This window comes from Zwartia panacis (genome assembly GCF_030410395.1).
Lineage (GTDB): Bacteria > Pseudomonadota > Gammaproteobacteria > Burkholderiales > Burkholderiaceae_B > Zwartia > Zwartia panacis.
Genome location: NZ_JAUHHF010000002.1, coordinates 355296 through 376882, shown reverse-complemented (window position 1 = coordinate 376882; position 21587 = coordinate 355296). Strand labels below are relative to the sequence as shown.

The window sequence follows — 21587 nt, the reverse complement described above, 5'->3', positions numbered from 1 at the left end:
GAAATCACGATGCGTGAATTGGTTTTGTTGTGCCCAGGGTTTCTTGCAGAACCCCTCTCCGATGGCTTGCTGGAGTCGGGGGCATTGTCTGTGTCTGTCGAAGACGCAGACCTCGATACCGACGAGGAGCAGCCTCTCTTCGGTGAACCCGGCAGCGAGCCAAATACGCAGGCATGGGCGCGCAACCGATTAGTCGTGCTTTTAGCGGACGGAACCGATCCTGAGCAGTTGCTGGCGAGTGCGAGAGAAGATCTAGATACTGAGACAGATTTGCCCTGGCATTTGCGACAGGTTCCGGATGCAGATTGGGTTCGACTCACTCAGTCACAGTTCGGTCCGATTTCCGTGGGCGAACACATTCTGATCGTCCCGAGCTGGCATGCCGACCAGATGCCGGTTGCGCCAGTCGCCGGTCGAATCGCGATTCAGCTTGATCCAGGACTTGCTTTTGGCACCGGTAGTCATTCGACCACGCATCTTTGTCTGGAGTGGTTGGCCCAAGAATTACCCGCGGGCTCAACTGTTCTTGATTATGGCTGCGGCTCCGGCATTTTGGCGATCGCCGCGAAAATGCTGGGTGCCGCCAAAGTGATTGGCGTGGACATCGACGAGCAGGCAGTTTCGGCGACCGCGTCGAATGCTTTGGCAAATCATACCGAGGTTGATGCCCTGTTACCCGAAGGTTTGAAAGATGGACAATTCGATGTGGTTGTCGCAAACATTTTGTCCAATCCGCTCAAAGTCCTTGCGCCCATGCTGTCAACGCGCGTGAAATCAGGTGGTCACCTGGTGTTATCGGGAGTCCTGGAGCGGCAGGCTTTGGAGGTTGCGCAGGCTTATGCGCCCTGGTTGCAGATGGCTGTCTGGCAGGCCCGCGATGGTTGGGTGTGCCTGGCGGGTCGCAAGCCCTAAGGTGTCAAAATGAGTCTTGTGACGCGCTGCCCAAAGTGCCACAGTGACTTTGTTGTCAAGCTTGAGCAATTGCAAGCGCTTGATGGCCTGGTGCGTTGCGGCGAATGCACGCATATATTCAATGGTTTTGAGGCTTTGCAAAGCCAATTGCCGACGCTGACTCAACGTCCCGGTATGGGTGTTTCTGCAAGCTCATCCGCGCCTGCCACCACCTCTGCTCCTACATACGCATCTACATACCCATCTACATCCGTATCTGCCTCCACGCCCTCTACACCACCGAGCCTGGCTGCACAGCCTTCAGTATTGAGGCATCGTGCCGAGCGCGGCGAGCGCACCGAGCCACTTAAAACACCTGAGCCGCGCGGTTTGTCCGAACCATTCGGGCCGACTGCATTTTCATTGCGTTCGGCCCCCGAAACCTCACCGGTGATGATTGCCGGCGAGGCCCGACTGCGGGGCGAAGGCCCTTCTGTCGGACGCACGCAGCCTGAGTTCCTGGTCGATGAGGTCGACACTCCCAGACTCATGATGTTGCTATGGAGTCTCGCGAGTGTCCTGGCACTCGCATTAGTCGTTGTGCAGCTTGCGTATATTTATCGAAACGACCTGGCAACACACTTTCCTTCTCTTCGTCCTGCGCTGGAATCTCTTTGTGGAAAACTGAAGTGTGAAGTCAGTTTGCGCCGTCATCTTGAGCGTATTTCAGTCTCCGTGGTTTCGTTTGAAAGACAATCCGGGGGTAGTCAAGAAGGCAAAGCAGTCGAGATGACCTTGAGATTTTCTTTGCGCAATCGCTTTAACCAAGCACAACCTTGGCCTGATTTATCTTTGGAGCTGACGGACGCCTCTGGCACTGTCGTCTTGCGTAAGAGACTCAGGCCGAACGAGTACCTGCCCGCCGCACTGGTCGACAAGCCTTTCGCTGCGAGTCAGGAAGTCAATCTTGTTTTGCCCGTGACTGTGACTGGGTTGCAGATCAACGGCTATACGCTTAAACCATTTTTTCCTTGAGGCATTCAGCATGACAGCGTCAGTTTTGATTTGTGGTTCCGTCGCTTTCGATACGATCGCAGTCTTTGAAGGGCAATTCAAAGAGCACATCTTGCCCGATCGCATCCATGCGCTGAGTGTGTCTTTCCTGGTGCCTCGCATGCGTCGCGAGTTCGGCGGCTGTGCGGGAAATATCGCCTATAACCTCAAGCTCCTCGGTGGTCATCCGATTCCCGTGGCAACAGTTGGCGAAGATGCCTCCGATTATTTGCAGCGCTTCAAGCAGCTCGGGATCGAGGTCAAGATGATCCGTAGTTTGCCAGACACCTTGACGGCTCAGTGTTTCATCACCACCGACCTGGATGATAATCAAATCACTGCCTTCCACCCCGGTGCCATGGATCGTTCTTCAGAAAATGATTTGTCTGGTCATCAGGCCGCCTGGGCGATTGTTGCGCCCGATTCAAAAGCAGGCATGATGACCCATGCCAAGCGGCTGCATGCCCAAGGTACGCCTTTTATTTTTGATCTGGGTCAGGCGATGCCTCTGTTTGATGGCGCAGACATCACAGTAATGCTGAGCCTCGCACAGGCATTGACAGTGAATGATTACGAAGCCAGTGTGGTTGAGCAGCGCACTGGAAAAAGCATCGCCGAGTTGGCCAAGAATTTGCGTGCGGTCGTTGTGACACGAGGCGCTGAAGGCGCGACGCTTTACACCGAAGGTCAAGAGCATCACATTGATCCCGTTAAACCACAGGGCATGGTAGACCCCACAGGCTGTGGAGATGCCCATCGCGCTGGTTTGTTGTATGGTTTAACGCAAGGATGGACCTGGGCGGATGCCTGTAAACTTGGCAACTTGATGGGTTCGATCAAGATCGCTTCGCGTGGTCCGCAAAATCATGCGCCGACCCGCGCTGAAATCAGTGCGATGCTCAAAGGGCATTTCAATTTGCAATTGCCTGCGTGAGCGCGTTTGAAGGGAGTTTCGTGATGAGAAAAACATTTTTTCGCAGTTCCATGTTCGGTGCGCGCATGTTGCTCGTCACCGCAGGTCTCTCCGCTGTCGTCTTGATTTCTGGCTGCGCCAAGCCCTCTGCCTCCGCGAACGTCTATAACTACAACCAGACCCAGCGCGATCAAATCGTGCGCAATGGCACGGTCATCAACGTGCGACCCATCACGATCGAGCGTGATCAAACTTCAGGTGCCGGTGCCATCGCAGGTGGTGCTGTGGGCGGTGTCGCGGGCAGTGCGGTCGGTGGCGGGACAGGGCGCACCCTGGCAATTATTGGCGGTGCCATTCTGGGTGCCTTGGCGGGTAATGCTGTCGAGGACCAGATGGGTAAAAAAGACGGTCTTGAGATTACCGTTCGCCTCGATAACGGTGAAACACGCGTGATCGCCCAAGAGGCTGATCTACCGATCATGATGAATCAGCGCGTGCAAGTCGTCAGTGGTGCGGGTCCCTCGCGCGTGGTCCCGCTGTCACAAAATTAAGGCTGACAGGTCTGCAGAAGGCGACAGATTTATAGTACGAAAACTGGAAATAGTTGATACGTAATCCGGTTCAACACCATGATGGCGATCTGGGCCAGTATCAACAAAACAAGCGCAGAGAGATCCAGTCCGCCCAAGCTAGGCATGATGCGTCGGATCGGCTCCAGCAATGGCGCTGTCAAAATACGCAATACCGGCATGATCGTCGCCATCGGGTTGATCCAGGACAAGACGGCCTGAATCAAAGTGAGCCAGATGATCAGGTTGAGCGCCCAGCGCCCGACAGTCGCCAGGCCCGCGCCAATCACGCCCGGTATCAGTTTGACCGGGAGCATGCTCGCGGTGGAGACAAGCCATATCAGCACAAGATAGAGGATCGCGACGAGAAGCGCCCCGAGTAGGCTCGCCCAGTCGGTGCCGCCACCTGTGGGTACGATCCGTCGCAGTGGCGTGACTAACCAGTTCGTGGCCTGATACACCGCTTGTGCAATCGGGTTGAATGGATGGAGCTTGACCGCTTGCAACCAGGCGCGCGCCAAAAGCACAGCGCCGATCAGCGTAAAGCCAACATCAAGCAGGAAGCGGAGTATTTCACCAATCATAAGAAATCTGCTCCGAATATAGAAACGAGAGCGTTATTGTCTCATGCGATGATCTGCGCGTGACATAAAGAACAACAACTCAAAAACGAAAAAGCCGCCTGGCGAACCAGGCGGCTAGGTCTAACTGACCTCAGCTAAAAGCTCAGGGACGGCCACCCGTAGGGAAGGGCCAAGACGCTGCAGGATTCAGGGCAGTTTTTGCACCTGGAGCTGCGGCTGTCGAGGGGGCAGCGGCTGCCGGCTTTTTAGCGGCGGGTTTTTTAACTATTTTTTTTTTGCAGCAACTTTGGTAGCTGCTGGCTTTTTAGCGGCGGCTTTTTTGGCCGCTGGCTTCTTAGCTGCAACTTTCTTGACTGCTTTCTTTGCTACTTTTTTAGCAGCAGGCTTTTTGGCAGCGACTTTTTTAGCTGCTGGCTTTTTGGCCGCGGCTTTTTTCGCTACTTTCTTGACTGCCTTCTTTGCTACTTTCTTTGCTGCAGGCTTCTTAGCAGCAACTTTCTTCACTGCAGGCTTCTTAGCAGCGACTTTCTTGGCTGCTGCTGCGGGCTTCTTAGCTGCTGCTTTTTTTACTGCCTTTTTTGCTGCTTTTTTGGCTGTTGCCATGGTAATACTCCTTAGTTCAGGGTCCCAAACATTAAAACCCGTGCTCGACTCCGCCCACCATGGGAGGATGTTTCGCCCGAGTTATTCATCGTCACAAGCCACTACCAGACATCGATAGCATGTTGATTTGTGCTGATGAATCCGGCACAGCCATTTGAACTGCCTCTCGTTCGGACGCGAACCAATTCAAATGGCACCAGTTGGCGACCGAAGCCGCCGACTGGCAAGTACAAAGTGAGACTGAAACTCTGACTAGGGGCTGATTTCCAATTGGCTTATTCCCAATTGAGGGCGCCACCAGTCTGATATTCAATCACACGTGTTTCAAAGAAATTCCGTTCCTTTTTTAAGTCAATCATTTCTGCCATCCAGGGGAATGGATTCTCCTCCTGGGCGAACAGGGGCTCGATGCCGATCTGCTGGCAGCGGCGATTAGCGATAAAGCGCAGGTAAGACTTGAACATGGGCGCATTCAGACCCAACACGCCACGGGGCATGGTGTCTTCGGCGTAAGCGTATTCAAGATCAACCGCTTTGGCGAACAGCGCGCGAATTTCTTCGCGGAAGGCTGGTGTCCAGAGTTGAGGATTTTCGAGCTTGATGGTGTTGATCAGATCAATGCCGAAATTGCAGTGCATGGATTCATCACGCAGGATGTACATGTACTGTTCAGCGGCGCCAGTCATTTTGTTTTGGCGACCCAAAGCGAGAATCTGGGTAAAACCAACATAAAAGAACAGGCCTTCCATCAGGCAGGCAAACACAATCAGGGACTTCAACAGCTTCTGATCCGCTTCGAGTGTGCCGGTTTTGAAATTCGGGTCTGCGATGGCGTCAATAAACGGAATCAGGAACTGATCCTTGGCGCGAATCGAGGGAACTTCGTTGTATGCGTTGAAAATTTCTGATTCGTCGAGATCCAGGCTCTCGACGATGTACTGATAAGCGTGCGTGTGGATCGCTTCTTCGAAAGCCTGGCGCAACAAGAACTGACGGCACTCGGGTGCCGTGATGTGGCGATAGGTGCCCAGGACGATGTTGTTGGCCGCCAGCGAGTCGGCAGTCACAAAGAAACCAAGGTTGCGCTTGATAATGCGACGCTCGTCTTCAGTCAATCCGTTTGGATTTTTCCAAAGAGCGATGTCGCGCGACATATTGATCTCTTGTGGCATCCAGTGGTTGGCGCAGGTCGCGATGTACTTTTCCCAGGCCCACTTGTATTTAAAGGGCACGAGTTGGTTGACGTCGGTCTGTCCGTTGATGATGCGCTTGTCGGCAACGTTGACACGTGTGGCTGGGTTGGTGGCCACAGGTGACTGCGTCAGTCCGGGTGTTGGTAAAGCTGCATCGCCAAATACTCCAGTGGCTGCGCGCGCAGACATGGTGGCAGCGAGCGATGCGGGTAGCACCGAGGAAAGTGCTCCACCCGAGCCAACTGGCGGGGCGGTAGTGGTTGTAGGTTCGTCGTTCCAGCTAAGCATAATATTTTTTCCGGTGGCGGTTTATTGGCAGGCTTCGCACTCTTCGAAACCTGGATCGCCAGGTCTCATGGTGCAGGCCGCCCCGAGAATTTCAGGGTCGGGCAAAGCGGGAGTTGCCGCTGCAGAGGCGAATGTGCCGCTGGTCGAACCAGCGCCAGAAACGTTCACTGCGTTGAGCTCACCGCCACGTCCAGTTGATTTTTCAGCGCTCGTGGCACCAAGCGTACGGAGGTAGTAAGTGGTCTTGAGGCCACGCAACCAGGCAAGCTTGTATGTGTCATCGAGTTTCTTGCCGGAGGCACCGGCCATATAGATGTTCAGTGACTGCGCTTGATCGATCCATTTCTGGCGGCGTGCGGCGCACTCGACGATCCAGGTGGGTTCGACTTCAAAAGCTGTAGCGTATAGGGTGCGCAAATCGGCCGGAACGCGATCTATGCGGGACAAGCTGCCATCGAAATATTTAAGATCGGCGACCATCACTTCATCCCAGAGGCCCAGTTTCTTGAGGTCACGAACAAGGTGTTCGTTGACAACAGTGAACTCGCCGGAGAGGTTCGATTTAACGTACAAGTTTTGATATGTTGGTTCAATGCACGCAGACACGCCAATAATATTCGAAATTGTTGCAGTTGGGGCAATTGCAACGCAATTTGAATTGCGCATGCCCTGTCGTTTGATGCGTTCACGCAACGAATCCCAATCCATCGTCATCGACTCATCGACTTCAACATAGCCACCGCGATGTTCACGAAGCAGTGCGATGGAGTCATGCGGCAAGATGCCACGCGACCACAATGAACCTTCGAAGCTTGCGTAACGACCACGCTCTGCCGCGAGATCGCTGGACGCACTGTACGCGTAATAGCAAACAGCTTCCATCGAACGATCGGCGAATTCGATCGCAGCTTGTGATGCGTAAGGGACGCGCATCAAGTGCAGGCAATCCTGGAAGCCCATCATGCCAAGACCGACTGGACGATGACGAACGTTGGAGTTGCGGGCTTTCGCGACGGCGTAGTAATTGATGTCGATCACGTTGTCGAGCATGCGCATCGCGATTTTGATCGTGCGCTGCAGTTTGTCGTGGTCGAGAGTCATGGACCCATCGGCGTTTTGCTTGAGGTGCGCAGGCAAGTTCACGGAACCCAGATTGCAGACAGCGATTTCGGAGTCATTCGTGTTGAGCGTGATCTCTGTGCACAGGTTCGAGCTGTGAACCACGCCAACGTGTTGCTGTGGTGAGCGGATGTTGCAAGGATCTTTGAACGTGATCCATGGGTGACCCGTTTCAAACAGCATTGAGAGCATCTTGCGCCACAAATTGATCGCGGGCATTTTCTTGAACAAGGTCAATTCGCCGCGAGCCGCTTTTTCTTCGTAACCAACGTAGGCTTTTTCGAACGCGACGCCGACTTTGTCGTGCAAGTCAGGGCAGTCGGAGGGAGAGAACAAAGTCCAATCACCGCCTTCGATCACGCGCTTCATGAACAAGTCTGGAATCCAGTTGGCTGTATTCATGTCGTGCGTGCGGCGACGCTCGTCACCGGTGTTCTTGCGCAACTCCAGAAATTCTTCAATATCCAGGTGCCAGGACTCGAGGTAGCAACAAACAGCGCCTTTGCGCTTGCCACCCTGGTTGACGGCGACTGCAGTGTCGTTGACGACTTTCAGGAAAGGCACCACACCCTGGCTTTCGCCGTTGGTGCCTTTAATGTGGCTACGCATGGCGCGCACAGGTGTCCAGTCGTTGCCCAGGCCGCCCGCATATTTCGCCAGCAAGGCGTTTTCTTTGATGGCTTCGTAGATGCCGTCCAGATCGTCTGATACGGTCGTGAGATAGCAGGATGACAGCTGTGAATGCAGTGTGCCGGCATTGAACAGTGTGGGCGTCGAACTCATGAAATCAAAGGACGACAGGATCTGGTAGAACTCGATGGCGCGCGTTTCGCGATCGACTTCACCGATTGCCAGTCCCATTGCGACGCGCATGAAAAAGACTTGTGGGAGCTCAATGCGCTGACCCCGAATGTGCAGGAAGTAGCGGTCATACAGCGTCTGCAGGCCCAGGTAATCAAACTGCATATCCCGGCTGGAATCCAGCGCTGCGGCCAGTCGGGGCAAGTCGTAGCGGGAAAGCTCGGAGTTCAGCAGTCCAGCTTCGACGCCGCGCTTGATGAAGGTCGGGAAGTACGTCGCATAGCGCGTCGCCATGTCTTCTTGGGACGTTTCGTCAGATAGGACTTCTTTGCGGATCGTATGCAACAGCAGGCGCGCAGTGACCTTGCTGTAGGCAGGATCGTTTTCAACCATGGCGCGCGCGGCGAGGATCGCTGATTTGTAGACCTCGTCGACGGGTACACCGTCATACAGGTTCTTGAGCGTTTCTTTTTGAATGGCGGCCGTGTCAACGAAATCGCCTAAACCAAAGCAGGCAGACTCGATCGTGGCTTGCAGCTTGGCCAGATCCAGAGGCTTGCGTACGCCGCCGTCTACGACGTGCAGCGTGGAGGCTTCGGCGGGAGCCTGTTCAATATTGGACTTGGCACGCTCTTGGGCGCGACGTTCGCGATACAACACGTAGGATCTGGCGACATCGTGCTCGCCTGAGCGCATCAGTGCGAGCTCGACGGCATCCTGGACGTCTTCTATATGAAAGGTGCCGCCATTGGGACGGCTGCGCACCAAGGCTTGAACAACTTGGCGAGTCAGGGAGTCAACAAGCTCGCGTACGCGGGCCGATGCGGCACCCTGACCGCCATTGACAGCTAAGAATGCCTTGGTCATGGCGATGCCGATTTTGCTCGGCTCGAAATTGACCACCGCGCCGTTGCGGCGAATGATGTGATATTGAGTCCAGGTGGCCTCGGTAATGGGCGCGTCTGTATGAGAAAACTGCGGTGCGGCTTCGCGGTGCGACACTGAGCTGGTGGAAGTTTGCATATGGGCTCCTGCAAGGTGAATGGGGCACACGCCCCACTCGAATTCGGTCATGGCCAAGCATGTAGACAATCAGGTGACATGTGCGTTGAGCTGTTTGGCATCTTGGCAAGTGACCACTACATGTAGTGTTTTGTACATAGTTGGATACTAATTCTAGTGTTTGTGGCACCACTAGGCAATAGATAAATTTCACCTTTTTTTACTATCGTTAACCCTATGCATTTGAAAAGTGTGGTGTAAACGCAAAGCCGTTGGGTGGCGGACAGGGTGTTTTTGCTAAATAGCGCGATTGGGTGCGTGATTTGCCCTAAATATGTAGCACTATTCCACTTTGAATATTCTTAATAGTTGTCCAGGGGGACTCATGTCCAAAAGTGGTCTTTTTCGCTGGAGTACTGTCGCGGCCTGTCTGGTTCTGGCTGGCTGCGGGATTCCGCGTCCATCCGATTCTCCGCTTGTGATTGCGCCTGAAAACTTGCCCGAACTGGTCTGTCAGGCGCCTTCTGCCGGACAGCCTTTGACTGGCGTCTGGTATGTCGTGCGTAAACAACCAGGCGTGGCCGGCGAGGTTCAGACGCTTTTGACGTTATCTCCGGACGGCAAAATGCGGCAGCAGATCCGTGTCAAACAGGGGCGCAATGTTCGATCTGAGCTCAGAGAAACAGGTTGCTGGGATGCGCCTCAAGGAAAACTTGTGTTGCGAATTGGTCGTTCCAACGGTGAAAAAATCGACTACCGCGAATCGATGTACACACTCACCTATCTAATCGAGCGTGTGGACAACCGTCGGGTCGTGTTTCGTGAGGACAAGCCTGACAGCCGACCGATCACCGGTCAGCGCGTCCAGGACAGTTTTAGATTGATGTAAGTCGTTCTAGCACCGTTTGCTTGCCGAGAATTTCCAGAACCGCATCGATCGCGGGCGTTTGCGTGGCGCCCGCGACGGCTACACGCAACGGGATGGCAAGCTGTGGCATTTTGAGTCCGTGCGCGGCCAGTGTGGCTTTGATCAAACCGCTCAGCGCCGCGCGGTTCCATTCGAGCCCCGCGGCCTGCGTGGCAAAGTCTTTAAGAACAGTTCGTGCGGCATCTGTCAGGTGCTGTGTGGCGAGTTCGGGCGAGGCAGGTGTGTGTGCGCCACAAAACAACATGGCGCCATCGGCGAGTTGCTCAAGCGTTTCGGCACGGTCTTTGAGTAAAGCCACAACCTGGGTCAGATCCACTTTTTCCGTGTCTCCGCCACGCGCCGCGATGCGCGGCGCGACTGCCCTGGCAAGTGCGGCGTCGTCACTATGCTTGATGTAGTGGGCATTGACCCAGTTTAGTTTTTTGGGGTCCCATTGCGCCGCCGACTTTGATAGATGTTGCGAATCAAACCATGCGACGAGTTGCTCGCGTGAAAATAGCTCGTCATCGCCGTGACTCCAACCCAAACGAGCCAGATAATTAACCATCGCCTCCGGCAGATAACCATCCCGGTCATACTCCATCACGCTCACGGCGCCATGTCGCTTGGAGAGTTTTTCTCCATCCGGCCCCAGAATCATTGGAACGTGACCGTACTCGGGAACGGGTGCGCCGAGCGCACGCAAAATCGTGATCTGGCGAGGGGTGTTGTTGACATGGTCGTCGCCACGCAAGACATGCGTGATACGCATATCCCAGTCATCGACGACTACGCAAAAATTGTAAGTGGGCGTACCGTCGGGACGGGCGATGACCAGATCATCAAGTTCGCTATTGTCGAATGTGATCGGACCTTTGACCATATCCACCCAGCCAGTGGTGCCCTCTTGTGGGCTTTTGAAACGCACGACAGGTTTGCGATCCGATGGGATGGGTGGCAAGGTTTTTCCTGGCTCAGGTCGCCAGGTTCCGTCGTAGCGTGGCTTCTGACCTTTGGCCCGCGCGCGTTCGCGCATTTCGTCCACCTCGGCAGGCGAGCTGTAGCAGTAGTATGCAGTTCCGTCGGCCAGCATGTTGGCAACCACCTCGCGGTAGCGATCCATATGCTGCATTTGGTAGAAGGGGCCTTCGTCGGGCGTCAGCCCCAACCAGGCCATACCGTCCAAAATAGCCTGTACAGCCTCTGGCGTTGAGCGTTCCAGATCGGTGTCCTCGACACGCAAAATGAACGTGCCGCCGAAGTGTCTGGCGTAGGCCCAGGAAAACAAGGCAGTACGCGCGCCGCCCAGGTGCAGAAAGCCTGTAGGCGAGGGCGCAAAACGAGTGCGAACGGGTGTTGAAGCGGGGGACATGAATCAAACCTTTTAAATCAGCACGCTTTGTAAAAAGCGAGAAATATCGTGAATTTCCTGTGCGCACACGGAGTGCTGCATCGGATAGGTGTGCCACTCAACGGAGTAGCCAAGCGCTGCGAGTTTGGCTCTGGACGCTTCGGCGCGTTCAAGCGTGACCACGGGATCGTGGGTGCCGTGCGCCAAAAAGATGGGCGTATTGGCATTGGCCGAGTGACGTTCGTGATCGGCTATATCAAGCAAAGGTAAATAGCCTGACAGTCCCATCAGACCTGCCAGTTTTTCAGGCAGGCGCAAGCCTGTGTGGAGGGTCATGGCGCAGCCCTGGGAAAAGCCAGCCAGCACAATGCGCTCGCTGGGAATACCACGCGCATTTTCTCGCGCGATCAAGGCCTGGATGGCGCGCTCGGAGGCGCGAATCCCTTGCTCATCCTCGCGCTTGACGAGACTCGGTGTCAGGATGTCGTACCAAGCGCGCATCGCCATGCCACCATTAATGGTGACAGGTTGAATAGTGGCATGCGGGAAAACAAAGCGTACCGAAAGGGAGTTCGGCAAACGCAGCTCAGGCACGATCGGCGCGAAGTCGTGACCGTCTGCGCCCAGGCCGTGCAGCCAGATCACAGAGTGTGTGGGTTGTGTCCCAGTGATGTGTTCGACGCATTCAAGCAAAGCGTGTGTGGTCATGCTTCTGTATCCGGATCCTGAAGGGCTTTGAGCGCCTGAAACAGCGCACGATAATGTTTACGTTGCGGCTCCTGGCCTTGGCGCAAAGACTCGTTCGCGGCGGCTTCTTTGCGCCCTTCGCGAATGAGTGTGCGAATGTGCTGAATATCCGCATGCGGATATTTTTGTAGAAACGCGGTGAATGCGTTGTCGTCTTTGAGCAAACGGTCTCGCAGGGCTTCGAGCCGGTGCATGGCCTGGGTTTGTTCGCGCGAGCCGTTTTTCCACGTATCGAGCAGCGTGCGGATTTCGTCTGCCGGCGCATCGCGCATGAGCTTGCCAACATAGTGAATCTGTCGGCGCAGGCCTTCGCGACTCGTTGTGCGCTGAGCCAGACGAATCGCATCGTAAAGACGTTCAGATAAAGGCAATTGTTTAAGACGCTCCGGGGACAAGTCCACCAGGTCGCGTCCAAGGTCGACCAAAGCATGCATTTCGCGTTTAAGTTGCGACTTGCTTGGGCCGTCATATGGGGACTCATCGGTCCCGTCAGGTGTTTGAGGTAATTCTTGTGTCATAGAGCTATCATAAAGCCTCACGCTAACGGACTAATATGGCTACATCAATTTCTTTTCTTCCAGTTGCTGAAAATCGACCGATTTTCGAAGATTTAGTGACTCAGGCGCTTAAACATGCCCAAAGTTTGGGTGCCAGCGACGCTGCCGCCGAGGTTTCCGAGGGTCGTGGCCTGGCAGTTTCGGTCCGTAAGGGCAAAGTCGAGACGGTCGAGCAGACTCGTGATCGTTCTCTGGATGTGACGGTCTTTGCCGGTCAGCGCCGCGGATCCGCCTCGACCTCTGACTTTTCAGCTCAAGCGTTGCGCGAGACGGTCGAGGCTGCCTGGCATATTGCCCGCTATACGGCTGAGGATCCGGCCGCGGGGCTTCCCGACGCGGACCAACTGGCCATTGGTGTCAAAAACAACCTTCAGCTCCATCATCCCTGGGCGATCTCTGTCGAGCAAGCCACCGAAATCGCGGTAGAAGCAGAGCGTGCCGCCTTGGCGACCGACAAGCGCATCACGAATACCGAAGGCGCAGGGGTGGATACGCACGAGGGCCACTTTGTGCTGGGAAATACGCGCGGATTTCTAGATGGATATGCGTATTCAAGACATGGTTTATCGGTCTCGCCGATTGCGGGACGAGGTCAATCCATGCAGCGTGACTATTGGTACACGAGCGATCGTCGGGCGGATCGTTTGGCGGATCCGGCTGCAGTGGGTCGCTACGCCGCAGAGCGTGCGCTTTCGCGCTTGTCGGCCAAAAGAATTCCTACCGGCCACTTTCCTGTATTGTTTGAGGCACCACTCGCACTAGGCTTGCTTGGTGCGTTGACACACGCGACCAGCGGCGGCGCGCTGTACCGCCAGACGAGTTTTCTGCTTGATTCGCTGGGTCGCCAGCTTTTTCCGAGCCACATCAACGTGTTGGAAGATCCGCACATCAAAGGCGCGATGGGCAGCTCGCCTTTTGACGAGGAGGGTGTCAAAACTCAGGCCCGTGAGGTCGTGAGCGCGGGAGTGTTGCAGGGTTACTTTTTATCGTCTTATACAGCCCGCAAACTAGGCATGCAGACCACTGGCAATGCTGGCGGCTCTCATAATCTGGTGTTGAGATCTTCGCAGACGAAACGCAAAGACGACTTCGAGGCGATGTTGCGCAAAATGGGGACAGGTCTTTTAGTGACGGAGCTGATCGGTCAGGGCGTCAACTACGTGACAGGCGACTACTCCCGGGGAGCGTTTGGCTATTGGGTGCAAAATGGACAGATTCAGCATGCTGTCGAGGAAATCACCATTGCCGGCAACCTGAAGGATATGTTTGCTCAAATCGTCGCTGTCGGCGCGGATGCGATCACCCGAGGCAGTAAAACCACGGGCTCCATTCTGATTGAGCGCATGGCGATTGCAGGCACCTAGTTGGCTTCTGGCCGGATTTTGTTGTAGAATCAAAGGCTTTCCCCGAGTAACGCCTCCTTTTTGGGGTCGAAACTTTGATTTTTATGGGTGTTTGCTGGTTTTTGCACGGGCGGGTAACAACGCTTTGGCAAATAACGTTTTGGCAAATCGCTTTTTTAAAAATCAGGGAAGTCTTTCCGGGATGGTCCCGGAAGGAAAATTATTAGGATCCAATCATGAAGACATTTGTGGCCAAGCCGCATGAAGTCAAGCGTGACTGGTTCGTGATTGACGCGAAGGGCAAAGTCCTCGGTCGTGTGGCCAGCGAAGTCGCACGTCGTTTGCGCGGTAAACACAAACCAGAATTCACGCCCCACGTTGATACTGGCGATTACATCGTCATCATCAACGCCGCTGAGATCGTCGTAACCGGTAATAAGTCGCAAGACAAAAAGTATTTCCGTCACACGACATACCCAGGTGGTATTCGCGAAACGAATTTTGCAAAAATGCAAGAGCGTTTTCCGGGTCGTGCAGTCCAGAAGGCCGTCAAGGGCATGTTGCCCAAGGGTCCTTTGGGTTACGCGATGATCAAAAAGCTGAAGGTTTATGCTGGTGCCGAGCATCCGCACTCTGCCCAACAGCCACAGCCCCTCGAATTTTAAGGACAGGCCATGATCGGTAATTGGAATTACGGAACCGGCCGCCGCAAGACTTCGGTGGCTCGCGTCTTCATGAAAAAAGGTGCAGGCAAGATCGTCGTGAACGGCAAACCCGTTGACGAGTACTTCGCCCGTGAAACAGGTCGCATGGTGGTTCGTCAGCCTCTTGAGCTGACAGGTCATACTGCTTCTTTTGACTTCCATATCAATGTGCATGGCGGCGGCGAAAGCGGTCAAGCCGGCGCAGTGCGTCATGGCATTACCCGTGCGCTGATTGACTATGATGCAACGCTCAAGTCCGCGCTGTCGAAAGCCGGCTTTGTCACACGCGATGCACGTGAAGTCGAACGTAAGAAAGTCGGTTTCCACAAAGCACGTCGCCGGAAACAGTTCAGCAAGCGTTAATCACGCATGCAGACGACACGACAGGCCGCGCAAGCGGCCTGTTTGTTTTGCAGGCTTTGGTCTTGAAAGCGGGCTGATAGTTTCTTCCCCGCATGGGATAATGCAGGCATCATTCTCAGGAGCACATACATGACACAAAACTCATCCAAACGCATCAAAGTCGGTATTGTTGGCGGCACTGGTTATACCGGTGTCGAACTCCTGCGTATTTTGTCGCAGCACCCCCAGGTCGATCTCCATGCGATCACCTCTCGCAAAGAAGACGGCATGCCTGTCGCCGAGATGTTTCCCAATTTGAGGGGACATGTGAATTTGGCTTTTTCTTCACCTGAAAAAGCACCGTTGACCGGTTGCGATGTGGTGTTTTTCGCGACGCCTCACGGTGTGGCGATGAGTCAGGCCAAAGAGCTTCTCGAGGCTGGCGTGCGCATCATCGACTTGGCCTCTGATTTTCGTCTCAAAGATATTGCGACCTTTGAGCATTGGTACAAGATACCGCACACCTGCCCAGAAGTGCTCGATGAAGCCGTTTATGGTTTGGTTGAGCTCAACCGCGAAGCGATTTCACGTGCCCGTGTGATTGGCAATCCCGGATGCTACCCGACGACGATCTTGCTAGGCTTGGCCCCCTTGCTAGGCGGCAAGCCGTTGATTGATACGACAGACATCATCTCCGACTCCAAGTCCGGCGTGAGCGGAGCAGGTCGCAAGGCCGAGGTCGGGATGCTGTTTTCCGAAGCGGGGGATAATTTCAAAGCCTATGGTGTTGCCGGACATCGTCATCATCCGGAAATTAAAGCCCAGCTCGATCGCATGGCCGGCACTTCAGTTGGCCTGACTTTTGTGCCCCACCTTGTGCCGATGATTCGCGGTATGTTGAGTACCATTTATGTCCGGATTTTGCCTGAGGCGCGCGATACTGATTTTCAGGCCTTGTTTGAAAAGCGCTACGCCAACGAAGCGTTTGTGGATGTCATGCCGGCTGGCAGCCTGCCTGATACACGTTCGGTCCGTGCCTCCAATGCATTGCGTATCGCTTTGCATCGTCCGGGCAATGGGGATCGTTTAATCATTCTGGTCGTGCAGGACAACCTCGTTAAAGGTGCAGCGGGTCAGGCAATTCAAAATATGAATCTGATGTTTGGCTTGCCCGATACGGTCGGTCTGAATCAGGTTGCGATTTTGCCTTGAGGATTTTCTTTTGAGCGGACTTTCTGGCGGCAAGTTTCCCTTCAAAACCTTGGTTTTTTGGGTGTTGGGAGCCATCGCGTTGATTGCTTCCGGGTTGGGGGCGGGTCTTTTTTTGACCCAGCGTTCGGGCCCGGATTCGCTTGAGATTGAGCTGCGAACGCAACAGGCTGCTCAGGCGCAGATGCGCCTCGAGTTCGAGGGGCAGGTCACGGCGGCCAACGCTGCCACGCAGCAGCTGCGCAATGAGTTGACGATAGAGAAAGCCGCACGCGCCGAGCTCGAGAAAAGTTTGGCAGGCCTTCAGGAGGAGCTGGGTCGCACTCAGGATCATCTGGCTTTTTACGAGCAGCTCCTGCCACCTGGTCCTCAAGGTGCGATTGCTTTACGCGCAGTCGAGCTGGAGAGACAAGATCAGACCTTGGCGTTCAGAGTGCTTTTAATGCGCAGTGGCAAGCCCGGGGAGCGCTTCAACGGTCGATTGCAATTCGTGGCCAGTGGAATCAAGGATGGACAAGAGGTAAGTGCCGTGTTGCAGCCCTCTCAGCGGGTCGCCAATGCTGGCGCATCAAAATCCCCGCTTAATACGCTTGGCGCTGCGACGCAGGGTGAGGACAGTCTCAAATTGAGTTTTGACCAGTTTCAGCGCAGTCAGGGCGTGTTGGCTTTGCCCACGGATTTTCAGCCAACTTCCGTGGTGGTGAGTATTTTGTCGGGTGAAATTGTCCTTGCTTCGCGCAAGGTTGATCTTTAGTTTCACCTGCAAGTTGCGTTATAGTTGAGCAACTTAGTCGGGTATCCCTGACACCAGTTTTACTGCGATAGTCGCCCTTAAGCAGGGCAGGAGCTAAACATGAGCACATTGAGCCAAACCGTCGATCTTCAGGCACCACCCACGCCTATCCTTTTTACCGACTCTGCTGCCGCAAAGGTCAAAGATTTGCTGATTGAGGAAGGTAACGCCAATCTCAAGCTGCGTGTCTTTGTGCAAGGCGGTGGTTGTTCGGGTTTTCAGTACGGTTTCACTTTTGACGAGGACGTCAATGAAGATGACACCACACTTGAAAAAAACGGCGTGGCATTGCTGGTTGACCCAATGAGTTTTCAATACTTGGTTGGTGCGGAAATCGATTACAAAGAAGACATCGAGGGTTCGCAATTTGTCATTCGCAATCCAAATGCGACGACAACCTGTGGCTGCGGTTCTTCGTTCTCAGTCTGATTTTCCTGATGCCTGCGGCTCAAGCTGTCAGGCTCTCCGATCAAGCTGGCCAGCAAGCACCCAGTATGCGATGCCCGCGGGCTCCTGTCACGTCGGGATGTCCGGCTGTGATGCCTTGCTGGTGCGCCCATGCAAGCCAGGCAAACGCTAGCGCCTCTACATCCTGAGTACCGATGCCCTCGCTTTCCGTGGTTCTCACGGGTGAGGGCATGATCTTTTGTAGATCAAGCATCAATGCCGCATTACGCGCGCCCCCACCGCACACGAGAACTTCCTCCGCATCGGCTGCATAAGCGCGAACAGACTGAGCAATGGTTTCAGCTGTGAGACGCCTGAGCGTAGCCTGGATATTTTGTGCTTCACGTTGAGTCAGTAACTGTTTGTTCAGCCCGGCGTTCATTCTGTATTCTGTCAGGCGCGTTTCTAGCCATTCCTGACTGAACAAGTCTCTTCCGGTTGATTTTGGTGCAGGCATGGCGAACCAAGGCTCAGAGTTCAGTAGAAACGCTAGCAACGAAGCGTCATGTTCGCCCTGGGCACCCCAGGCGCCATCCTCGTCGAAGGCACATCCCGTGTGTTTCGCGCACCAAAGATCCATCAGCATATTTGCGGGACCGGTATCAAAGCCCTTGGGTGCCTCATTGGGGCGCAGAATCGTGATGTTGGCAATTCCCCCAAGATTCAGAATCACGCGCGTGTGGGGCGCTTTGAAGACACCGGCATGAAAAATCGGAACAAGAGGGGCGCCCTGACCACCTGCCGCGACATCGCGGCTGCGAAAGTCTGCAATGACGCTAATTCCGGTGAGTTCGGCTAACAAAGCAGGAGAGTTGAGTTGGACTGTAAAGCCAAGGTCTGGTCTGTGTCTGACAGTTTGTCCGTGCGCGCCGAGTGCGGCGACTTGCTTGGGTGAAATACGTGCCTGACCGAGTAATGCTTCCACGGCCTGTGCATACAGTCGTGCAAGACTGTTGGCTGCAAGCGCGGAGCGTTCGAGCTCATTGGCACCGGCTATATTCAGAGCGAGAAGCTCGTCATGAAGGGTCGATGGGAAGTCGACAGAAGCGCGTGCCAGCAGGGAGGGTGAGCCGTTTGCATCGAAGCGGGCAAGAACAGCATCCACACCATCCAGGCTGGTGCCTGACATGAGTCCAATATATAGATCAGGCTTTGTCAAAGAAGCAGCGATGCTTTAGCGGCTTGCAACGTTGCTCATTTCAGGAACAGCATCCTGGAACTTTGCAAGGACTTGCAACTGTTGCTTGTAGGGCGCCACTGCCTGGGCGAACTTTTCCCGGTGCTCTTCAGCCAGCGGTTGGGCTGTTGGCATGTTTGCTGTGGCAGTCAAAGGGTCGATGGGTTTTTCAGCGACACGGAATTCGTAGTGCAGATGAGGTCCAGTGGACCAGCCAGTCGAACCGACATAACCGATCAGATCGCCCTGTGAAACTTTACTGCCGGCTTTGAGACCGTCAGCAAAGCGGCTTTGGTGCGCATACAGCGTGGTGATTTTGCTGTGGTGCTTGAGAATGACAGTGTTTCCATAGCCATTTCTCCAGCCCACAAACTCGACAGTTCCATCTGCCGTGGCATAAATGGGCGTACCCATTGGCGCGGCGTAGTCGACGCCTGGATGGTGGCCAGACCAGGCTTGAAGTCCCGGTAATTTGCGCATGCCGAAAGTCGAGCTGATACGGGAGAATTTGAGCGCGCTGCGCAGAAACGCGCCCTTCAGGCTTTCACCTTCGAGGTTGTAATAGCTGCCTGTTTGACCATCGGGGCTAAACCAGACTGCGTTATGCGTTTTTCCGCCATTGACGAACTCAAGGGCTAACACTCGACCAGAACCGGCTGGACGTCCGCCAATCGTTCTCGTTTCGTACACCACGCGGAACTGATCGCCGGGGCGAAGACCTCGGAGGAAATCGACCTTGCTGCTGAGAATTTCAGCCATTTGAGAGGTGATGGGATCAGGAATGCCTGCGATATCTGTTGCCGCGAAGAGCGAGGACCGGATCGTTCCAACTGCGACTTCTACGTGTGTCTCAAGAGGTTGTAAAAGCTCTTCGGCCACATATCCAGACTTGGTCGCGGTGATCTGGAGCGTCTTGGCGATCCCTTTTCCGTTCGAATCGGAGTTGGGAGTATGGTAATAACGAACCCACAGCAAGTCACCGTTGTCATTGGTGGCGGCTTGTACGGAGCGACCCACATTCAACCTGTAAAAAGAGCGTGCCTTGGGCTCGCGAGTCAGAAAATTCAATAGCGCGGAATCGGTGACTTCAAGCCGTTTGAGGACGGTCGCAAGGGTATCGCCTGAGCGAATCCGGGTTTCGGTGATGTAGGGGTTCTCTTCGGGAGCCTGTTCGACAACGGGTGTTTCAGCCGGCGTTGGGACTTCCACGACATTGAGAACGAGTTTTTGTTCCGGCGGGGTTGCGTTTGCAGACGAAGTTTTACCGTCGGCTGCGTCAACCTGGGAGGGCTGAATCACTCCAAAGGCAACGGCGCCCAGGCCAAGGATCAGGATGGCGCTAAAAACCAAACCACGTACCATGCCTGAACGACTTTCTTGTTGACCAGTCGGCACCTGAGCCGAGGTGTTGAAAGCGTGCGGCGGAGTGGTTTGGTTTTTAAATTGCATCAAGTCAATATCCTGTGTACAACTTTAGTCGTAGATTCATTACGCAAGACCCCATCATTCAGGGCATCGTTTTTGGAAAACGATGCTTATACGCCACACTCAAGCCGGCTTTTGCGTGGCAGAGCAACATTAGTTTGCGTATGATGTCAGTCTTGTAAAAAAGTATGTTAGCCGATTTCGAGCGATCCAACAGCTTTTTTTGTCACTTTCACCGATCAAATTGGCTTACTTCTTTTATGTTGCCCTCAAAATACGCGATTACACCAGAAGTTGAAGCTAACTTACGAATAGTTGAGCGCGGCTGCGACGAGCTGCTGGTTAAAACAGAGTTTGCCCAAAAAATGGCGCGTAGCCAGGCAACCGGTGTTCCCCTCAGAGTCAAGCTAGGTCTGGATCCTACGGCTCCGGACATCCACCTTGGGCATACTGTCGTGCTCAACAAAATGCGGCAATTGCAGAATCTTGGTCATACCGTGATTTTTCTGATTGGCGACTTTACGTCCATGATCGGTGATCCCTCGGGGCGTAATTCGACACGTCCGCCGCTCACACGTGAGCAGATCGAGGAAAACGCCCGTACCTATTACGCACAGGCGAGCCTGGTGCTTGATCCGGCTCGAACCGAGATCCGTTACAACTCCGAGTGGTGCGATCCGCTGGGCGCCCGCGGAATGATTCAGTTGGCTTCACGCTATACCGTTGCCCGCATGATGGAGCGCGATGATTTCACCAAGCGTTTCAAGGCTGGTGTGCCGATATCTGTCCACGAGTTTTTGTACCCCTTGATGCAGGGCTACGACTCGGTTGCGTTGAAATCCGACCTTGAACTGGGCGGTACGGACCAGAAGTTCAACCTGTTGGTCGGCCGAGAGCTTCAAAAAGAGTATGGGCAAGAGCCTCAGTGTATTTTGACGATGCCCTTGCTCGAGGGGACGGATGGCGTCGAAAAGATGTCGAAGTCCAAGAACAACTACATTGGTATTGGCGAGGCCCCCGAGTCCATTTTTGGCAAAATCATGTCGATTTCAGACACGATGATGTGGAAATATTTTGATTTGCTATCGTTCAGAAGCATTGAGGAAGTTGCCGCACTTCGTGCCGAGATTGAAGCTGGGCGTAATCCCCGCGATGCTAAAGTGATGCTGGGACAGGAAATTGTCGCGCGTTTCCATTCGCAATCGGCTGCCGAGTCGGCACTTTCCGCCTTTGAGGCACGCTTCCGGGATGGTGCCATTCCGGAAAATATGCCTGAAGTCACCGTTGCGGGTGCCCCTGTCGGGATTTTGAAGCTCTTGCGCGAGGCCGGGCTCGTTGCGTCCGGTGCTGAAGCGCAACGTAACGTTGAGCAAGGCGGCGTCCGGATCGATGGCAACCGGGTGGAAGACAAAGGTTTGCAAGTTGTCCCGGGTACTTATGTGATTCAGGTTGGCAAGCGCAAGTTCGCCCGCGTCACTGTCGCTTAATCCCCCTTCTGCGCACTCCCCCTTTTACATGGGCGAGGCGCAGTACACTAATGGTATTCAATATTCGCCTTTAATTTAGCCA

Annotated in this window: 20 protein-coding genes and 1 pseudogene; 12 read left to right on the top strand and 9 right to left on the bottom strand. The window is 54.4% G+C overall.

What is annotated here, in order from left to right; genetic code table 11:
- Positions 1-9: 9 nt before the first annotated feature.
- The 4 genes from prmA to QWY30_RS04370 are packed head-to-tail and all read left to right on the top strand — an operon-like array spanning position 10 to position 3408.
- A complete protein-coding gene (gene prmA / locus QWY30_RS04385; protein WP_290238523.1) occupies positions 10-912 on the top strand; it encodes a 50S ribosomal protein L11 methyltransferase in 903 nt (300 codons plus the stop codon).
- Between the two features lie 9 nt (positions 913-921).
- Positions 922-1926 (top strand): zinc-ribbon and DUF3426 domain-containing protein, encoded by a 1005-nt coding sequence (locus QWY30_RS04380; protein WP_290238520.1) that lies wholly within the window; start codon positions 922-924, stop codon positions 1924-1926.
- Positions 1927-1936: 10 nt separating this feature from the next.
- The gene (locus tag QWY30_RS04375; RefSeq protein WP_290238518.1) at positions 1937-2878 is read left to right on the top strand and encodes a carbohydrate kinase family protein; all 942 of its coding nucleotides are present in this window, start codon (positions 1937-1939) and stop codon (positions 2876-2878) included.
- A gap of 23 nt (positions 2879-2901) precedes the next feature.
- The gene (locus QWY30_RS04370) at positions 2902-3408 is read left to right on the top strand and encodes an outer membrane lipoprotein (protein WP_290238517.1); all 507 of its coding nucleotides are present in this window, start codon (positions 2902-2904) and stop codon (positions 3406-3408) included.
- A gap of 29 nt (positions 3409-3437) precedes the next feature.
- Here QWY30_RS04370 and QWY30_RS04365 read toward each other — a convergent pair whose 3' ends face one another.
- The 4 genes and pseudogenes from QWY30_RS04365 to QWY30_RS04350 form a co-directional block, all read right to left on the bottom strand.
- Positions 3438-4010, bottom strand: a complete 573-nt coding sequence (locus QWY30_RS04365) for a YggT family protein (protein ID WP_290238515.1) — start codon at positions 4008-4010, stop codon at positions 3438-3440.
- A gap of 142 nt (positions 4011-4152) precedes the next feature.
- Positions 4153-4613: pseudogene (locus QWY30_RS04360) on the bottom strand (histone H1-like DNA-binding protein).
- A 275-nt stretch (positions 4614-4888) separates the two neighbouring features.
- Positions 4889-6094: a ribonucleotide-diphosphate reductase subunit beta gene (locus QWY30_RS04355; RefSeq protein ID WP_290238513.1), complete on the bottom strand. Its 1206-nt coding sequence runs from the start codon at positions 6092-6094 to the stop codon at positions 4889-4891.
- Between the two features lie 21 nt (positions 6095-6115).
- Entirely contained in the window at positions 6116-9037 is a 2922-nt protein-coding gene (locus QWY30_RS04350; protein WP_290238511.1) for a ribonucleoside-diphosphate reductase subunit alpha, read from the bottom strand.
- Positions 9038-9401: 364 nt separating this feature from the next.
- Between QWY30_RS04350 and QWY30_RS04345 the strand changes: the two genes are divergently transcribed.
- Complete coding sequence (locus tag QWY30_RS04345) at positions 9402-9905, top strand: hypothetical protein (protein WP_290238510.1); 504 nt, start codon at positions 9402-9404, stop codon at positions 9903-9905.
- Here the strand turns inward: QWY30_RS04345 and gltX are convergent.
- From gltX to yjgA, 3 genes are read right to left on the bottom strand one after another with little or no spacing between them, the layout of a single operon-like run.
- Positions 9892-11295, bottom strand: a complete 1404-nt coding sequence (gene gltX / locus QWY30_RS04340) for a glutamate--tRNA ligase (protein ID WP_290238508.1) — start codon at positions 11293-11295, stop codon at positions 9892-9894. The genes QWY30_RS04345 and gltX overlap by 14 nt on opposite strands.
- 12 nt (positions 11296-11307) lie before the next feature.
- Positions 11308-11982 carry an alpha/beta hydrolase gene (locus QWY30_RS04335; protein WP_290238506.1) on the bottom strand — a complete coding sequence of 225 codons (675 nt, stop codon included), beginning with the start codon at positions 11980-11982 and terminating at the stop codon, positions 11308-11310.
- On the bottom strand, positions 11979-12539 hold the full coding sequence (gene yjgA / locus QWY30_RS04330) for a ribosome biogenesis factor YjgA (protein WP_290238504.1): 561 nt from the start codon (positions 12537-12539) through the stop codon (positions 11979-11981). The genes QWY30_RS04335 and yjgA overlap by 4 nt, the downstream gene beginning before the upstream one ends.
- A 35-nt stretch (positions 12540-12574) precedes the next feature.
- Here yjgA and pmbA point away from each other — a divergent pair, with 35 nt between their 5' ends.
- The 6 genes from pmbA to erpA all read left to right on the top strand — a co-directional run bounded on the left by pmbA (position 12575) and on the right by erpA (position 17398).
- A complete protein-coding gene (pmbA, locus tag QWY30_RS04325) occupies positions 12575-13942 on the top strand; it encodes a metalloprotease PmbA (RefSeq protein ID WP_290238502.1) in 1368 nt (455 codons plus the stop codon).
- 215 nt (positions 13943-14157) lie between these two features.
- Positions 14158-14586: a 50S ribosomal protein L13 gene (gene rplM / locus QWY30_RS04320; RefSeq protein WP_290238500.1), complete on the top strand. Its 429-nt coding sequence runs from the start codon at positions 14158-14160 to the stop codon at positions 14584-14586.
- A 9-nt stretch (positions 14587-14595) separates the two neighbouring features.
- Positions 14596-14988 (top strand): 30S ribosomal protein S9, encoded by a 393-nt coding sequence (gene rpsI / locus QWY30_RS04315; protein ID WP_290193916.1) that lies wholly within the window; start codon positions 14596-14598, stop codon positions 14986-14988.
- A 129-nt stretch (positions 14989-15117) separates the two neighbouring features.
- Positions 15118-16179: an N-acetyl-gamma-glutamyl-phosphate reductase gene (gene argC / locus QWY30_RS04310; RefSeq protein WP_290238498.1), complete on the top strand. Its 1062-nt coding sequence runs from the start codon at positions 15118-15120 to the stop codon at positions 16177-16179.
- Between the two features lie 10 nt (positions 16180-16189).
- The gene (locus QWY30_RS04305; protein ID WP_290238497.1) at positions 16190-16930 is read left to right on the top strand and encodes a DUF6776 family protein; all 741 of its coding nucleotides are present in this window, start codon (positions 16190-16192) and stop codon (positions 16928-16930) included.
- 99 nt (positions 16931-17029) lie between these two features.
- Entirely contained in the window at positions 17030-17398 is a 369-nt protein-coding gene (gene erpA, locus QWY30_RS04300; RefSeq protein WP_290193913.1) for an iron-sulfur cluster insertion protein ErpA, read from the top strand.
- A gap of 40 nt (positions 17399-17438) precedes the next feature.
- Here erpA and QWY30_RS04295 read toward each other — a convergent pair whose 3' ends face one another.
- Both QWY30_RS04295 and QWY30_RS04290 read right to left on the bottom strand, forming a co-directional pair.
- Positions 17439-18575: an anhydro-N-acetylmuramic acid kinase gene (locus tag QWY30_RS04295; RefSeq protein WP_290238495.1), complete on the bottom strand. Its 1137-nt coding sequence runs from the start codon at positions 18573-18575 to the stop codon at positions 17439-17441.
- Positions 18576-18590: 15 nt separating this feature from the next.
- A complete protein-coding gene (locus QWY30_RS04290) occupies positions 18591-20042 on the bottom strand; it encodes a M23 family metallopeptidase (RefSeq protein ID WP_290238493.1) in 1452 nt (483 codons plus the stop codon).
- A 236-nt stretch (positions 20043-20278) separates the two neighbouring features.
- Between QWY30_RS04290 and tyrS the strand changes: the two genes are divergently transcribed.
- The gene (tyrS, locus tag QWY30_RS04285; protein WP_290238491.1) at positions 20279-21505 is read left to right on the top strand and encodes a tyrosine--tRNA ligase; all 1227 of its coding nucleotides are present in this window, start codon (positions 20279-20281) and stop codon (positions 21503-21505) included.
- The last annotated feature ends 82 nt before the right edge of the window (positions 21506-21587 follow it).

Excerpts from the sequence above, each read along its gene's own strand:
- prmA (WP_290238523.1), top strand. The coding sequence starts at position 10 with ATGCGTGAATTGGTTTTGTTGTGCCCAGGGTTTCTTGCAGAACCCCTC.
- QWY30_RS04380 (WP_290238520.1), top strand. The coding sequence starts at position 922 with ATGAGTCTTGTGACGCGCTGCCCAAAGTGCCACAGTGACTTTGTTGTC.
- QWY30_RS04375 (WP_290238518.1), top strand. The coding sequence starts at position 1,937 with ATGACAGCGTCAGTTTTGATTTGTGGTTCCGTCGCTTTCGATACGATC.
- QWY30_RS04370 (WP_290238517.1), top strand. The coding sequence starts at position 2,902 with ATGAGAAAAACATTTTTTCGCAGTTCCATGTTCGGTGCGCGCATGTTG.
- QWY30_RS04365 (WP_290238515.1), bottom strand. The coding sequence starts at position 4,010 with ATGATTGGTGAAATACTCCGCTTCCTGCTTGATGTTGGCTTTACGCTG.
- QWY30_RS04355 (WP_290238513.1), bottom strand. The coding sequence starts at position 6,094 with ATGCTTAGCTGGAACGACGAACCTACAACCACTACCGCCCCGCCAGTT.
- QWY30_RS04350 (WP_290238511.1), bottom strand. The coding sequence starts at position 9,037 with ATGCAAACTTCCACCAGCTCAGTGTCGCACCGCGAAGCCGCACCGCAG.
- QWY30_RS04345 (WP_290238510.1), top strand. The coding sequence starts at position 9,402 with ATGTCCAAAAGTGGTCTTTTTCGCTGGAGTACTGTCGCGGCCTGTCTG.
- gltX (WP_290238508.1), bottom strand. The coding sequence starts at position 11,295 with ATGTCCCCCGCTTCAACACCCGTTCGCACTCGTTTTGCGCCCTCGCCT.
- QWY30_RS04335 (WP_290238506.1), bottom strand. The coding sequence starts at position 11,982 with ATGACCACACACGCTTTGCTTGAATGCGTCGAACACATCACTGGGACA.
- yjgA (WP_290238504.1), bottom strand. The coding sequence starts at position 12,539 with ATGACACAAGAATTACCTCAAACACCTGACGGGACCGATGAGTCCCCA.
- pmbA (WP_290238502.1), top strand. The coding sequence starts at position 12,575 with ATGGCTACATCAATTTCTTTTCTTCCAGTTGCTGAAAATCGACCGATT.
- rplM (WP_290238500.1), top strand. The coding sequence starts at position 14,158 with ATGAAGACATTTGTGGCCAAGCCGCATGAAGTCAAGCGTGACTGGTTC.
- rpsI (WP_290193916.1), top strand. The coding sequence starts at position 14,596 with ATGATCGGTAATTGGAATTACGGAACCGGCCGCCGCAAGACTTCGGTG.
- argC (WP_290238498.1), top strand. The coding sequence starts at position 15,118 with ATGACACAAAACTCATCCAAACGCATCAAAGTCGGTATTGTTGGCGGC.
- erpA (WP_290193913.1), top strand. The coding sequence starts at position 17,030 with ATGAGCACATTGAGCCAAACCGTCGATCTTCAGGCACCACCCACGCCT.
- QWY30_RS04290 (WP_290238493.1), bottom strand. The coding sequence starts at position 20,042 with ATGCAATTTAAAAACCAAACCACTCCGCCGCACGCTTTCAACACCTCG.
- tyrS (WP_290238491.1), top strand. The coding sequence starts at position 20,279 with ATGTTGCCCTCAAAATACGCGATTACACCAGAAGTTGAAGCTAACTTA.